The organism is Mesorhizobium sp. YIM 152430 (assembly GCF_029210365.1).
GTDB lineage: Bacteria > Pseudomonadota > Alphaproteobacteria > Rhizobiales > Rhizobiaceae > Aliihoeflea.
Genome location: NZ_JARGES010000056.1, coordinates 252,763 through 266,357, shown reverse-complemented (window position 1 = coordinate 266,357; position 13,595 = coordinate 252,763). Strand labels below are relative to the sequence as shown.

Annotated in this window: 12 protein-coding genes; 7 read left to right on the top strand and 5 right to left on the bottom strand. The window is 63.7% G+C overall.

Annotated elements, in window-relative coordinates:
- Positions 1-2: 2 nt before the first annotated feature.
- Positions 3-758 (bottom strand): creatininase family protein, encoded by a 756-nt coding sequence (locus tag PZ895_RS18910; protein ID WP_275840532.1) that lies wholly within the window; start codon positions 756-758, stop codon positions 3-5.
- Between the two features lie 97 nt (positions 759-855).
- Between PZ895_RS18910 and PZ895_RS18905 the strand changes: the two genes are divergently transcribed.
- The 3 genes from PZ895_RS18905 (at position 856) to PZ895_RS18895 (ending at position 3,447) form a co-directional block, all read left to right on the top strand.
- Positions 856-1,335 carry a MarR family transcriptional regulator gene (locus PZ895_RS18905; RefSeq protein WP_275840531.1) on the top strand — a complete coding sequence of 160 codons (480 nt, stop codon included), beginning with the start codon at positions 856-858 and terminating at the stop codon, positions 1,333-1,335.
- Positions 1,336-1,426: 91 nt separating this feature from the next.
- Positions 1,427-2,368, top strand: coding sequence for a DMT family transporter (locus PZ895_RS18900; protein WP_275840530.1), 942 nt, complete (start codon positions 1,427-1,429; stop codon positions 2,366-2,368).
- A 65-nt stretch (positions 2,369-2,433) separates the two neighbouring features.
- Complete coding sequence (locus PZ895_RS18895; RefSeq protein WP_275840604.1) at positions 2,434-3,447, top strand: LacI family DNA-binding transcriptional regulator; 1,014 nt, start codon at positions 2,434-2,436, stop codon at positions 3,445-3,447.
- Between the two features lie 63 nt (positions 3,448-3,510).
- Here the strand turns inward: PZ895_RS18895 and PZ895_RS18890 are convergent, their stop codons facing one another.
- Positions 3,511-3,879, bottom strand: coding sequence for a hypothetical protein (locus tag PZ895_RS18890; protein ID WP_275840529.1), 369 nt, complete (start codon positions 3,877-3,879; stop codon positions 3,511-3,513).
- A gap of 179 nt (positions 3,880-4,058) precedes the next feature.
- On the opposite strand from PZ895_RS18890, the gene PZ895_RS18885 reads away from it, so the two are divergent.
- Positions 4,059-5,036 carry a 2-hydroxyacid dehydrogenase gene (locus PZ895_RS18885; RefSeq protein ID WP_275840528.1) on the top strand — a complete coding sequence of 326 codons (978 nt, stop codon included), beginning with the start codon at positions 4,059-4,061 and terminating at the stop codon, positions 5,034-5,036.
- A gap of 90 nt (positions 5,037-5,126) precedes the next feature.
- Positions 5,127-5,507: a hypothetical protein gene (locus tag PZ895_RS18880; protein WP_275840527.1), complete on the top strand. Its 381-nt coding sequence runs from the start codon at positions 5,127-5,129 to the stop codon at positions 5,505-5,507.
- 5 nt (positions 5,508-5,512) lie between these two features.
- Here PZ895_RS18880 and PZ895_RS18875 read toward each other — a convergent pair whose 3' ends face one another.
- The gene (locus PZ895_RS18875; protein WP_275840526.1) at positions 5,513-6,286 is read right to left on the bottom strand and encodes a gamma-glutamyl-gamma-aminobutyrate hydrolase family protein; all 774 of its coding nucleotides are present in this window, start codon (positions 6,284-6,286) and stop codon (positions 5,513-5,515) included.
- A 287-nt stretch (positions 6,287-6,573) separates the two neighbouring features.
- On the opposite strand from PZ895_RS18875, the gene PZ895_RS18870 reads away from it, so the two are divergent.
- A complete protein-coding gene (locus tag PZ895_RS18870) occupies positions 6,574-7,671 on the top strand; it encodes a TRAP transporter substrate-binding protein (RefSeq protein WP_275840525.1) in 1,098 nt (365 codons plus the stop codon).
- A gap of 81 nt (positions 7,672-7,752) precedes the next feature.
- Here the strand turns inward: PZ895_RS18870 and PZ895_RS18865 are convergent, their stop codons facing one another.
- Positions 7,753-9,144: a TRAP transporter large permease subunit gene (locus tag PZ895_RS18865; RefSeq protein WP_275840524.1), complete on the bottom strand. Its 1,392-nt coding sequence runs from the start codon at positions 9,142-9,144 to the stop codon at positions 7,753-7,755.
- Positions 9,144-9,701, bottom strand: a complete 558-nt coding sequence (locus PZ895_RS18860; RefSeq protein WP_275840523.1) for a TRAP transporter small permease subunit — start codon at positions 9,699-9,701, stop codon at positions 9,144-9,146. Before PZ895_RS18860 ends, PZ895_RS18865 begins: the two co-directional genes overlap by 1 nt.
- A 421-nt stretch (positions 9,702-10,122) precedes the next feature.
- Here PZ895_RS18860 and PZ895_RS18855 point away from each other — a divergent pair, with 421 nt between their 5' ends.
- On the top strand, positions 10,123-13,593 hold the full coding sequence (locus PZ895_RS18855) for an indolepyruvate ferredoxin oxidoreductase family protein (protein ID WP_275840522.1): 3,471 nt from the start codon (positions 10,123-10,125) through the stop codon (positions 13,591-13,593).
- Positions 13,594-13,595: the final 2 nt, after the last annotated feature.

Sequence of the window (13,595 nt, the reverse complement as noted above, 5' to 3'; positions counted from 1 at the left end):
CTTCAGGCGAGGGTTGCGAGGTCGAATTTCGCCACGTCGCGGACAAGGTCGGCCAGTCCCGAAACCGCGTGGTCCAGGATGCGCTCGCCCTTTTCGGCTGTCGCGGCGGCGGCGTTTCCGGTGACGCCGTCGGGGGACAGGTCCGACATCTTCCAGCCGAACGCATGTGGTCCATAGGCGCGCAGATGGGTGAAGTCCCGTTCAAACCGCGAGTGCGCCGAGGCGAAGTCGCGGGTCTTCGACAGATCGACGAGGTCCGGGCGGATCGCCAGCATGACGCTGGTCTCGACCAACCCGCCGTGAATGCCAATCGCTTTTTCCTGCGGTGTCACGATGTCGGCGGGATAGCCGAAACGCGTCCAACTCGTCGCGACGGCGAGCATGGCGTGCCGCACGCGCAGTTCGGTGGCGACGATCGTCATCAAGGGCGAATTGCCGCCATGAGCGTTGAGCATCACGAGTTTTCTCGTGCCGAGTTGCGACAGCTTGGCGCCGATGCCGATCCAGCGGTCGATTGCTTCCTGAAAGGTCAGGCTCTTCGTGCCGTCAGCGTCCATATGTTCGATCGAATATCCGACCGGCTCGGTCGGCAGGAACCGGACGTTCAATTCGCCGGCCAAACGTGCCTTGAGCCGGCTCGCGACCGCCTCTGCGATCAGGGTATCGGTCTCGAAAGGCAGATGCGGCCCGTGCTGCTCGGTCGCACCCAGCGGCAGAACGGCGATCGCGGCCGGGGCAGTTGTTTCGCTGGCTGTCATCTTTCTGATATGTGGCTTTCGTAAGAGGGCTTGCGCAACGACGGCAGGCTATCAGGCGCGCGCCGCGACGCAAGCGATCGGCCGAGGGGAGAGTTTCATGGCGAAGGGCGACAAGCGGGCTACGGTGATGCGGCTTCAATCGGCCGCGCGTCTGACGCGTACCGCGCTCGCTGCGCGGCTTCTGGCGCACGGCCTTTATGCCGGACAGGAGCAGATCATCATGGCTCTGGCGGATGAGGACGGCCAGACGCCGGGCCAACTCGCGCAGCGCCTCGGCGTGCGCCCGCCGACCATCACCAAGACGATCAACCGGCTTCAGGTGCAGGGTTTCCTGACCAAGCAGGCTTCCGAAACCGATGCCCGCCAGGCGCATGTCCATCTCGCCGAGCCGGGCCGCGAGGCGATCCGGTCGATCGAGAAGACCTTGAGGAAAACCGAGAAACAGGCACTCAAGGGGCTCGACAAGAAGGACCAGAAACTGCTCGCCAAGCTGCTTTCGCGCATCGAGGCGAACCTGTCCGAGATCGTCGAGGAGGATGAAGAGGCCGAGGACGAGATCGTCGAAACGGCCGCCTGACCGCCAATCGTGATCATGTTCAGCTTTTCGCTTGCGCTTGCCGCGTGAAGCTTCCAAACCATGCGAAGCAACCAGCCGGATGCCCGATCGCGTGCCTCATTCTTCTGCAACTTCCGATACCGCCACACCGCTCAGGGCGATTCTGCTCGTCCTGGCGGCGGGTCTCGTCTTCACCTGTCTCGACACCAGCGCGAAATATCTCGTCGTTTCCGGCATGGAGGCACCCTTCGTCGCCTGGACGCGCTTTGCCGTCCATGTCGTTCTGGTGCTCATCCTGTTCCGGGCATGGTCCAACCGGGCCATGTTCAAGGTGGTCAGCCTGCCGCGGCAATTCGTCCGCGGCATCTTCCTGTTCGGCTCGACCTTCTTCAACTTCCTGGCGCTGCGCACGTTGCAGCTTGCCGAGACGGTGTCGATCTTCTTCTTCGCGCCGATGGTGATCACCGCGATCGCCGGTCCGCTGCTCGGCGAATGGGCGGGCTGGCGGCGCTGGCTGGCGGTTCTGATCGGCTTCATCGGCGTTCTGGTCATCACGCGGCCGGGCTACGGCACGTTCGGGCTCGGCCATGTCTATGCGCTCGGCGCGATGATGTCCTACTGCATCTACGTGATCATGACGCGGCAGATGGGGGCGAAGGAGACCGCCGAAAGTCTGATCTTCTATTCCGCGCTAGCGCCGGTGATCCTGATGGCGCCGACTGTTCCGTTCTCGGGCTCCCTTCCTGAAACGGGCGTGCAATGGTTCGTGCTCCTGTCGCTCGGCTTTTACGGCGCGTTCGGTCACTGGCTCCTGATCCACGCCTACAAGCAGGCGACGACCTCGGCGCTGGCGCCCTATCCCTACCTTCAGATGGTGTGGATGATCGCGCTCGGATATCTGGTCTTCGCCGACCTGCCTGACCGGTGGACACTGATCGGCTCTGCCATCATCGTGTCGAGCGGGCTCTACATCGTCCACCGTGAAAGCCGCCTCAGGTTGCAAAGCCGATCGCTGCCGAACTCCGAAGCGCGCGATCTGGCAAAAAAGCTTTGAATCCCCGGTTCGCGATGGCATAGGTTTAAACGGTTTAATCCTGTGCCGTTTCCGGGAGGGGAATTCTGGGCCAGAAGATCAAGCTATCGACCATCGCCGACGCGCTCGGGGTTTCGACCGCGACGGTATCGCTCGCATTACGCGACAGTCCGCTGGTCGCAGATGCGACGCGCGAGCGCATCAAGCACCATGCCCGCGAGATCGGCTACATCTACAACCGCCGCGCGGCATCGCTCAGAACCTCCCGTTCGGGGATCGTTGGCGTCGTCGTCCACGACATCATGAACCCGTTCTTCGCCGAAATCCTGAAATCGATCGAGCATGAGCTCGACCGGTCGCGACAGACCTTCATCCTGTCCAACCACTATGACGACCTCGAAAAGCAGCGCAACTTCATCGATACGCTGCTGCAACTCGGCGCCGATGGCGTGATCATGTCGCCGGCGATCGGGACGCCGGCGGCCGACATCGCGCTTGCCGAGGACAATGGCCTGCCTGCCGTGCTTATCGCGCGTTCGGTCGAGGGGGCGGACGTGCCCGTCTTCCGCGGCGACGATGCCTATGGGGTCGGGCTTGCCACCGATCACCTGATCGGCCTCGGCCACCGCCGCATCGCCATGATCGGCGGCACCGACCAGACCTCGACGGGGCGCGAGCGTTATCGCGGCTATGTGGTGGCGATGAAGCGGGCGGGGCTCGATCCGCGTCCCGAGTGGCGCATCGCCGGCCCTCGCACCAAGCAGGGCGGGTTCGATGCCGCAGGGCAATTCCTCAACCTGCCCGACAAGCCGACGGCGGCCGTCTGCTGGAACGATCTGGTGGCGATCGGCCTGATGAACGGCCTCGCGCGGGCGGGGCTGAAGCCGGGCATCGACATCTCCGTCACCGGCTATGACGATCTGGAGGAAGCGGCGATCGCCACACCGGCGCTGACGACCGTGTGGAACGGGCAGCGCGAAGTCGGACGACAGGCCGCCAAGGCGCTCGTGGACAGGCTCGCGGGCATCGAAGTCCATGGCGACCAGGATCTGATCACGCCCGAGCTTCACATCAGGCAGTCGACCTCGGCCCCCAAATGAGCCGCCGGACATGAAAATGGCGGGCACGAAGCCCGCCATCATCGTTCGCTGCATGTCGGCTGCTTAGAGGGCGCCGAGCTGCGAGCAGAGCGTCAGCGAAACTTCGCCGTAATCGCCGCGGTTGAGTTCGGCCGCTTCACAGTCAGCCTTGAGCTGCGCCTGCTGGTCGGCCGTCAGGCCGCCATAGGCGGTCGTGATTTCCTCTTCCGAACGCAGCTCGGCCATCGTGTCGTCAGTGAAGAAACCACCCATATATTCACTGTTGGTCGTCCACATGGTCTCTTCGGCCTCAGATGCATAGGTCATGGTATGCTGGGGCTCGGTGCTGGCGGTGCCGGCGGCATTGTCCATCGTGGTGCCAGCGTCCTGCGCGAAGGCCGCGCCCGACATTGCAACGATGGCGGCGCTGGCGAGAATCATCTTAATCTTCATTGGGATTTTCCTCTCTGTTATCTTTTGACAGTCGAAACTGCTGTTCGATGACAAGTAAACGAGGGGTCAAAATGAAAGTTCCTGCTTTCCGCGGGAGCGGGTCAAAATTTTCGTGAACACGTTCATTGAGGAAATGCGCCGGGGTGCTTAGTGTCTGCGCATGAATCGGAGGAACCCGCATGACGACAGGCTTGAAATCGATCGCGATCCTTATTCCGGGGCGCCTTCATCCGCACGCCGTGGCGCGGCTCGAGGAGCAGTTCCAGATCGTGCGGTCCGACCGACCGGCGGGCGATGCGGTGTCCTCGCAGCACGCCGCCCAGATCAGGGGCATCGCCGCGATGACCCGCATCGATGCCTCGCTCATCGATTCGCTGCCGCATCTGGAGATCGTGTCGAGCTTCGGCGTCGGCTACGACCATGTCGACGCCAAACACGCGGCCACGCGCAACGTCGTCGTCACCAACACGCCCGACGTGTTGACTGAGGAAGTGGCCGACACGGCGATCGGGCTTCTCATCAACACCGTGCGCGAATTGCCGAAGGCAGAGCAATGGCTGCGCGAGGGACGATGGGTCGCGGAAGGCCCGTACCGGTTGACCAGCGGTACCCTGCGCGGTAGGCGCGTCGGCATATTCGGCATGGGTCGGATCGGCCTTGCCATCGCGCGGCGCATCGAGGCATTCGGCCTGCCGGTCAGCTACCACAACCGCCGCCCCGTCGACGGGGTGCCCTACCGCTATTTCGGCAGCCTCGTCGAACTGGCGGCGAATGTCGACACGCTGATCTCCGTCGCACCCTCGACGCCGCAGACCGAAAAGGCCGTCAATGCCGAAATCCTCTCCGCGCTCGGGCCGACGGGCGTCTTCGTCAATATCGGCCGCGGCACGACGGTCGATGAAGCCGATCTCGCCGCCGCGCTCCATGCGGGCACCATCCAGGCTGCCGGTCTCGACGTCTTCGAAGATGAGCCGAACGTTCCCGAGGATCTTCTCTCGGCCTCCAACGCCTCGCTCCTGCCGCATGTCGGATCGGCGACGATCCATACGCGTCAGGCGATGGCGGACCTCGTCGTCGACAATCTGATCGCCTGGTTTTCAACCGGCGCGGCATTGACGCCGGTGCCGGAAACTGCTGACCTAGGGAAAAGGGGCTAGATCGGCCTTGTTCATGACATAGGTCGAACTTAACGCTTCATTAAGCATGACGGTCCAACCTCGGGCGGGGAGGCGATACGGAGTGACCACATGAAGACGATGATCGCCGCCCTTGTTGCGACGACAGCCGTGATTGCGACATTGTCGCACGGGATGAACGAGAATTCGGGCGCCGCGCGCGCGGAAGCCGGAAAGCCCAGCGATTTCATCCTGATTTCCGGCACCACGGAATGCCGGATCAGCCAGGGCGCGGCGCGCGAGAAGATCGCCCGCCTGAATCTCGATCCGAACTGCACCGGTCCGTCGAGCCCCGCTTCGCAGGCTGCGATGATCGAGCAGAACGACGACGGAACGATCGACCTTCTTCGTCAGGACGGGTCGGCGGTCGTCCGCTTCGCGGCCGCGGAAGGTGACACGCACATTTCCTATGAGCCCTTGTCGCCGCTCATCCGTCTCGTCGCGGTGGATTGACGCACCTACTCTGCCGCGTGGACCAGGTCCGCGCGGCGTGCCTCATGCGCCCTGACCGCCTCGCCGAACGCTTCGAAGATCTGCGCGGAGGCGCGATCCTTCGCCGCCCAGTATTCCGGGTGCCACTGCACGCCGACCGCGAAGTCCTTGGCGTCGGTCACCGACACCGCCTCGATCGTGCCGTCCTCGGCAAGCGCTTCGACCTTTAGCCGCGGCGCGATGTCGCCGATCGCCTGGCGGTGAACCGAATTCACCTCGATTTCGCGCGGGCCGAAGATTGCTGCCAGGCACGAGCCTTCTGCAATCCTTACCGATTGGCGGATGGCAAACCGTTCGTCCTGGCTGTCGCTTTGCGGTGCCCGATGGTCCCACATGCCTTCACCCTCCTGTATTTCGGTTGCCAGAGAGCCGCCCAGAGCGACGTTGAGTTCCTGGATGCCGCGGCAGATAGCCAGCAGCGGTACGCCACGCTCGATCGCCTTGCGGATCAGCGGCATGGTCGTGGCGTCGCGCGCCTCGTCATAGGGGCCGTTCGCTTCCGAAGCATCACCGCCATAAAGCGCGGGATGGACGTTCGACTTCGAGCCGGTCAGCATCACGCCGTCGACGCGCGCCAGAAGCGCGTCATAGTCGATCCGGCCGCCGAAAGCGGGCACCAGAATCGGCAGCACGCCGGCCTGCGACAGCGCCGCCTCGAGATATTGATGCGGGGCAGCGTGCCAGGTGTAGTTCTCGAACTGGCGGATGTCCGTCGAAACGGCGACGAGTGGTTGTGCCATGGGTCTGTTGCGTCCGTGAAAACGAATTCGTTCAGGTTTAGCGCGAAATCGTTTCGGGACCAAGCTGGCGCGGGAAGATCGCATGGCCGCATCTGCCTGTCGAAACGGCAGTCTTGCGTCGCTTTACCAGCGCGTTAGGCAAGTCCGCACGCGCGTCGGCTCCGCGCTGGACTTGAGGGAGGACGCGTGTATTTATACGCCCCGGCCTCGGGGGGAGGACGCGCAATGACGCCTCGTCGGAATCCCGAATACCGATATTTTCAGATCCGTATATGGGAGGTTTTCTTATGGATCGTCGTTCCTTTATCACCAAGGCAGGCTTTGCCGGCGTCGGCGCGGTTGCCGCGTCCACGCTTTCCGCGCCTGCCATCGCCCAGGGCAATCAGACCTGGCGAATGGTCACGACCTGGCCGAAGAACTTTCCCGGTCTCGGCGTCGGTGCGCAGCGCCTGGCCGACCGCATCACCACCATGTCGGGCGGCCGCCTGACGATCCAGCTCTATGCCGCCGGCGAACTCGTGCCGCCGCTTCAGTCGCTCGACGCCGTCATCGACGGTTCGGCCGAGATGAGCCACGGCGCCGCCTATTACTGGCAGAACAAGTCGACGGGCCTCAACTTCTTCACCGGCGTTCCCTACGGCATGACCTCGCGCGAACTGACCGCATGGGTCCATCATCTGGGCGGCCAGGAAATCTGGGACGAAATCTACGACCAGTTCGGCGTCCAGGGCTTCCTGTCGGGCGATACCGGCACGCAGGCCGGCGGCTGGTTCCGCAACGAACTGACCGGCGTCTCCGACGTCCAGGGCCTTCGTTTCCGCACTCCCGGCCTCGGCGGCCAGGTTTGGGAGAAGCTCGGCGCATCCGTCACCAACATGGCGGCCGGCGAAATCTTCCAGGCACTCCAGTCGGGCACGCTCGACGCGGCCGAATTCGTGGGTCCGTACAACGACCTCGCGCTCGGTTTCCACCAGATCGCCAAGAACTACTATTTCCCGTCCTTCATCGAGCCGGGCCTGGCGACCGAGCTTGTCGTCGACAAGGCGAAGTTCCAGGAACTGCCGGAAGATTTGCAGGCGGTCGTCAAAACAGCCTGTGCGGCCGAATACGACAATGTCGCTGCCGACTTCGCGGCCAACGATCCGCGCGCGCTGCAAACGCTCGTCAACGATCACGGCGTCCAGATCAGACAGTTCCCGGACGAAATCCTCGAGGCCGGCGCCAATGCCGCCAAGGAAATCATGCAGGGCCTTCTCGAATCCGATGATGCGCTGACCAAGAAGACGGCCGAAAGCTTCGTCTCGGCTCTCAACATCGTCCGCCAGAAGACCGAAGGCACCGATTCGCTCTTCATCCAGGCGCGCGAGAAGTACTTCCAGATCTGATCGCGATCGATCATTGCGAACGACGAAGGCCCGGAAGCGATTCCGGGCCTTTTCGTTGCATTCGACCGGGCGGTGGACGCCTCAGCTATAGAGGAAACGCGGCAGCCAGGTGGCGATGCCGGGGAAGATGAAGAGCAGCGCGAGAGCCAGGATTTGCAGGAAGACGAAGGGAATGACGCCCTTGTAGATCATTCCGGTGCTCACCGTTCGCGGCGCCACGCCGCGCAGGTAGAAGAGCGCGAAGCCGAAGGGCGGCGTCAGGAATGAAGTCTGCAAATTCACGCCCACCATCACGCCGAGCCACACCGGATCGACGCCGAGATTGAGCAGGATCGGCGCGGTGATCGGGATCACGATGAAAATGATCTCGAACGTGTCCAGGATGAAGCCGAGCAGGAACATGATCGCCATGACGACGATTACCGGGCCGATGACGCCGCCCGGCAGGTTCGACAGGAATTCGTGGACGAGATTGTCGCCGCCCATCAGGCGGAAGACGATCGAGAAGACCGAGGCGCCGAACAGGATGATGAAAACCATGGAGGTGATCGTCGCGGTTGCGATGACCGCCTCGCGCAGCACCCGCAGCGACAGGCGCCAGCGCAGGGCGGCGAGCACCATGGCGCCGACGGCGCCGACGGACGCTGCTTCGGTCGGCGTCGCGATGCCGCCGAGAATCGAGCCGAGAACGGCGATGATGAGGACCAGCGGCGGGATCAGCGCGACAGCGACTTCGCGGGCAAGGTCCTTCTTCTCTTCCGCCGGCACCGGCGTCGCCGGGCAGGACTGCGGGTCGAAGATCGCCTTGAAGATCATCCAGCCCAGATAAAGACCGACCAGCATGAGGCCGGGCAGTAGCGCGCCGGCGAAAAGGTCGCCGACCGAGACGGGCGTGGGGGCGAAATTGCCCTTGGCCATCTGCACCTGCGCGTTGATGCCCGACAGCATGTCGCCCATGAAGATGAGCACGGTCGAGGGCGGGATGATCTGGCCGAGCGTGCCGGAGGCGCAGATGACGCCCGAGGCGAGGCGGGCGTCGTAGCCTGCGCGCAGCATGGCCGGCAGCGAGATCAGGCCCATGGTGACGACGGTGGCACCGACGACGCCGGTCGAGGCCGCCAGCATCGCGCCGACAAGGATGACCGAGATGCCGAGGCCGCCGCGCATGTTGCCGAACAGCTTGCCCATCGTCAGCAGCAATTGCTCGGCGATCTTGGAGCGCTCCAGCATCACGCCCATGAAGATGAAGAGCGGCACGGCGACCAGCACTTCATTGGTCATGAAGCCGATATAACGGTTGGCGAGCGAGCCGAAATTGGACGGGTCGAACACCCCGAACCACATGCCGACCGCGCCGAACATCAACGAGACGCCGGCCAGCGTGAAGGCGACGGGAAAGCCGAGCATGAGAAAGGCGATGATGCCGAAGAACATCGTACCGGCGAGAATCTCGCCGAGCAGTACCGGGTCCATCAGTGGGAGCTCCCGTCGGATTCGTAGCGCAGATCGGCCGGAAGCAGGTGTTCGCTTCGCGCGAGCACGAGAATGGACCGTAACACCATGGCGACGCCCTGCAACGCGATCAGTGCGGCAAAGACGATGATGAAGGATTTGAGGATGAAAAGGCCCCTCAAGCCGCCCGGATTGGCCGAGGCTTCGTAGATGCGCCAGGAGCGCTGCACGAAGGTGATCCCGTAGGCATAGACGACGAAGCAGAACGGCAACAGGAACAGGACGACGCCGATGATGTCGATGATCGCCTTGGTGCGCGTGGAGGCGGGCCTGTAGAAGATGTCGACGCGCACATGGTCGTTGCGCAGGAGCGCGAAACCGGCGACTGCGGTGAACATCGCGCCGTTCAGCCAGACATAGAGGTCCTGCATCCACAGTTGCGTTGTCGAGAAGACGTAGCGCTGAACGACGACCGTGAAGCAGACCAGGACGATCGCCAGAGCAAGCCAAGAAAACACATTGCCGATCAGCCAGTTGAGACCGCCGATCGCGCGCACCAAAGCTGCTAGAATCCGCATTGCAGGTTTCTCCCCGAGGCGCGCGTCGCACCTTCGTGCCGCCCATTGGCGCCATATGCGTTGGCGTGGAACATCAGGCCCCCCGATTTTCGTGCCGGCAACCTTGAACGGTCTTTTGTGCCGGCCATCTCGTTCCCGGATTTTCGGAATGCACGCTGCTGCACAGCCCCGAACCGGTTCCCGCAGCGCCTGCGGGGCGTCCTCTATCAGCTTTGCTGGAGCAAACAAAGCCCTCTCGTGACACAACGAGACAAGGCGGTCGCACGGCACGACATAATGTTACCGTGTCATGATGTGATCGTTTACAGGTGTTGCTCTTTTCGCTGCCGTTGCGAAAAGGTTTGACGAATGGCGGACAGCGGTTCGAAATTGGGTCAGCCAGGGTGACCTTTCGAGGTCAAACGAGCGGGAGGAACTGCCAATGACGCTGCACGATGTCGCGCTGAACGACAAATACGACCTGTCGAAGGAGCGCATCTTCATTTCAGGCGCACAAGCCATTGTGCGCATGTTGATGATGCAGCGCGAGCGCGACCGGCGCGCGGGCCTGTCCACCGCCGGCTTCGTCTCGGGCTATCGCGGCTCGCCGCTTGGCGGTCTCGACCAGCAGCTCTGGAAGGCCAGGCGCGAACTCCAGCAATCCGACATCGTCTTCCAGGCGGGACTCAACGAGGAACTGGCCGCGACGGCCTGCTGGGGCTCGCAGCAGACCGAATTGCTCGGCGAAGGCAGGCATGACGGCGTCTTCGCGCTCTGGTACGGCAAGGGCCCCGGCGTCGACCGCTCCGGCGACGTCTTCCGGCACGCAAATCTCGCCGGCACCTCGCCACATGGCGGCGTTCTGGCGCTGATGGGCGACGACCACACGGCCGAATCCTCAACCAACGCTCATGCGACGGAATTCCTCTTCGTCGACACGATGAGCCCGATCTTCAACCCGGCCGGCGTTCAGGAACTTGTCGATTACGGCCTCTACGGCTACGCATTGTCACGCTTCGCCGGCGTCTGGTCGGCGATGAAATGCGTCAAGGACAACATCGAATCGACCGCCTCGGTCGACGTCTCGTTCGACCGGGTGAACATCACGCTGCCCGAATTCGAGATGCCGCAGGGCGGGCTTTCCATCCGTCACGAGATCGACCAGATGGGGCAGGAGGCGCGGCTCCACGAATACAAGCGCACCGCCGCCGCCGCCTTCATCCGCGCCAATCCCTTGAACCGCATCGTCTATTCGGGCGGCTCGAACGCCCGGATCGGCATCATCACGGTCGGAAAGTCCTATCTCGACGTCCGCCAGGCGCTCGACGACATCGGCATCGACGAGGCGCGCGCCAACCAGCTCGGCATCCGCCTGTTCAAGGTCGCCTGTCCGTGGCCGCTCGACTACGAGCACATCAGCCAGTTCGCCAACGGCCTCGAATCCATCATCGTCGTCGAGGAAAAGCGCTCGCTGATCGAGGTGCAGATGCGCGAGAACCTCTACGGCACCGCGATGCAGCCTGAAATCGTCGGCAAGAAGGACGAACGCGGCGACTGGCTGTTCCCGGCGCGCGGCGCGCTCGATCCGAACGACATCGCCATCGCCATCGGCGAACGCGTCCTGCGCACCATCGGTCATTCGGAGGAAATCGCCGCCCGCGTCGCCCAGATGCGCCAGTTCCAGGCGATGATGGCCGAGACGCAGAACGTCTCGAACCGTACGCCCTATTTCTGCTCGGGCTGCCCGCACAATTCCTCGACCAAGGTGCCGGAAGGCTCGATCGCCGCCGCCGGCATCGGCTGCCATTTCATGTCGCTGTGGATGGACCGCAGCACGGTCGGCTTCACCGCCATGGGCGGCGAGGGCGCGCAATGGGTCGGCCAGGCACCGTTCTCCAAGCGCGAGCACATCTTCCAGAATCTCGGCGACGGCACCTACAACCATTCCGGCTCGCTGGCGCTGCGCTTCGCGCTCGCCTCGGATGCCAACATCACCTACAAGATCCTCTATAACGATGCCGTCGCGATGACCGGCGGGCAGCCGCATGAAGGCGGCCTGACCGTCGACATGATCGCCAACCAGGTGCGCGGCGAGGGCGTCGAGCGCATCGCCATCGTCACCGACGAGCCGGACAAATATGGCGGGCGCGTCCAGTTCCCGGCGGGAGCCACGATCCATCACCGCGACGATCTCGATGCCGTCCAGCGCGAGTTGCGCGACGTCAAGGGCGTCTCGGTGCTGCTCTACGACCAGACCTGCGCCGCGGAGAAACGCCGCCGGCGCAAGCGCGGCACGTTTCCCGATCCCGACAAGCGCGTCATCATCAACGAACTCGTCTGCGAAGGCTGCGGCGATTGCGGCGTGAAGTCCAACTGCGTTTCCGTGCAGCCGCTCGAAACCGAGTTCGGCCGCAAGCGGCGCATCGATCAATCGTCCTGCAACAAGGATTTTTCCTGCGTCAACGGCTTCTGCCCGTCCTTCGTCACCGTCCATGGCGCCAAGATCCGCAAGGCCGAGGGGCGCGCGGGCGGCGCCGATCCGCTGGACGGCGTGGCCGAGCCGCGCCTTGCCTCGCTGGAAAGCGGCTGGTCCGGCATCGTCGACGGGATAGGCGGCACCGGCGTCGTCACCATCGGCGCGGTCATCGGCATGGCGGCTCATCTGGAAGGCAAGGGCTGCGGGGTCATCGACATGGCGGGTCTGGCGCAAAAGGGCGGCGCCGTCTTCAGCCATATGCGCATCGCGAAAACGCCCGAGGACATCCACGCCATCCGCGTCTCGGCGGGAAAGGCGGACATGGTTCTCGGCTGCGATCTCGTCGTCTCGGGCAGCGCCAAGATTCTCTCCTCCGTGCGCGAGGGGAAGACGGTCTTCGTCGGCAACACCGCCGAGGTCATGCCGGGCGATTTCACCCGCTCGGCCGATTTCTCGCTGCCGGTCGAGCGCGTCAAGCGGGCCATAACCAAGGCCGTCGGCGAGCAGAACGCGCATTTCTTCGATGCCACGCGCGCCGCGCAGACGCTGTTCGGCAATGCACTCGCGGCCAACATGTTCATGCTCGGCTTCGCCTATCAGCATGGCGCATTGCCGCTCGGCGCCGAGGCGATCGAAAAGGCCATCGAGCTCAACGGCCAGGCGGTTGCGATGAACGTTCAGGCATTCCGCTGGGGTCGCCGCGCAGCGGTGAAACCGCAGGAGATCGCCGAAATCGTCGAAGCCGGCGCGACGCGCGTGACGAAGCTCAGCGAGACGCTGGAGGAAATCGTCGACCGGCGAGCCGAGTTCCTCAGCGACTATCAGAACGCCGCCTATGCAAGCCGCTACCGGCGACAGGTGGAATCCGTTCGTGCCGCCGAGCAGTCCGCCCTGCCGGGTTCGACCGCGCTCAGCGAAGCGGTCGCACGCGGCCTTTTCAAGCTGATGGCGATCAAGGACGAATATGAAGTCGCGCGGCTTTATACGGACGGGAATTTTAAGCGCCAGCTTGCGCGCGAATTTGCCGATTATGATCGGCTAGAGTTCCACATGGCCCCGCCGATCCTCGGCCGGAAGGGCTCCGACGGCTTGGCGCGCAAGTCGAGCTTCGGGCCTTGGATGTTGAAGGCGTTCGGCCTGCTGGCGAGGCTCAAGGGCCTGCGCGGAACGCCGTTCGACCTCTTCGGCTATACGGCCGAACGGCGTCACGAGCGCACGCTGCTTGCGGCCTATGAGCGCGATCTCGAACTGATCCGCTCGCTCGTCGCGCCGGGGCGCATCGTCGAGGCGACGGCCCTGGCGTCATTGCCGCAGACCATTCGCGGCTTCGGTCACGTCAAGGCGGCAAACGCCGCGAAGGCGCTGGCCGAACACGCTCGCCTCGTCGAGCGGCTCAAGGCGGCGCCTGCCGCCTCCCGCCTCCAAGCGGCGGAGTGAAG

Bases quoted from the DNA above. Each gene is read 5' to 3' on its own strand.
- PZ895_RS18910 (WP_275840532.1), bottom strand. From the start codon at position 758: ATGACAGCCAGCGAAACAACTGCCCCGGCCGCGATCGCCGTTCTGCCG.
- PZ895_RS18905 (WP_275840531.1), top strand. From the start codon at position 856: ATGGCGAAGGGCGACAAGCGGGCTACGGTGATGCGGCTTCAATCGGCC.
- PZ895_RS18890 (WP_275840529.1), bottom strand. From the start codon at position 3,879: ATGAAGATTAAGATGATTCTCGCCAGCGCCGCCATCGTTGCAATGTCG.
- PZ895_RS18885 (WP_275840528.1), top strand. From the start codon at position 4,059: ATGACGACAGGCTTGAAATCGATCGCGATCCTTATTCCGGGGCGCCTT.
- PZ895_RS18880 (WP_275840527.1), top strand. From the start codon at position 5,127: ATGAAGACGATGATCGCCGCCCTTGTTGCGACGACAGCCGTGATTGCG.
- PZ895_RS18875 (WP_275840526.1), bottom strand. From the start codon at position 6,286: ATGGCACAACCACTCGTCGCCGTTTCGACGGACATCCGCCAGTTCGAG.
- PZ895_RS18870 (WP_275840525.1), top strand. From the start codon at position 6,574: ATGGATCGTCGTTCCTTTATCACCAAGGCAGGCTTTGCCGGCGTCGGC.
- PZ895_RS18865 (WP_275840524.1), bottom strand. From the start codon at position 9,144: ATGGACCCGGTACTGCTCGGCGAGATTCTCGCCGGTACGATGTTCTTC.
- PZ895_RS18860 (WP_275840523.1), bottom strand. From the start codon at position 9,701: ATGCGGATTCTAGCAGCTTTGGTGCGCGCGATCGGCGGTCTCAACTGG.
- PZ895_RS18855 (WP_275840522.1), top strand. From the start codon at position 10,123: ATGACGCTGCACGATGTCGCGCTGAACGACAAATACGACCTGTCGAAG.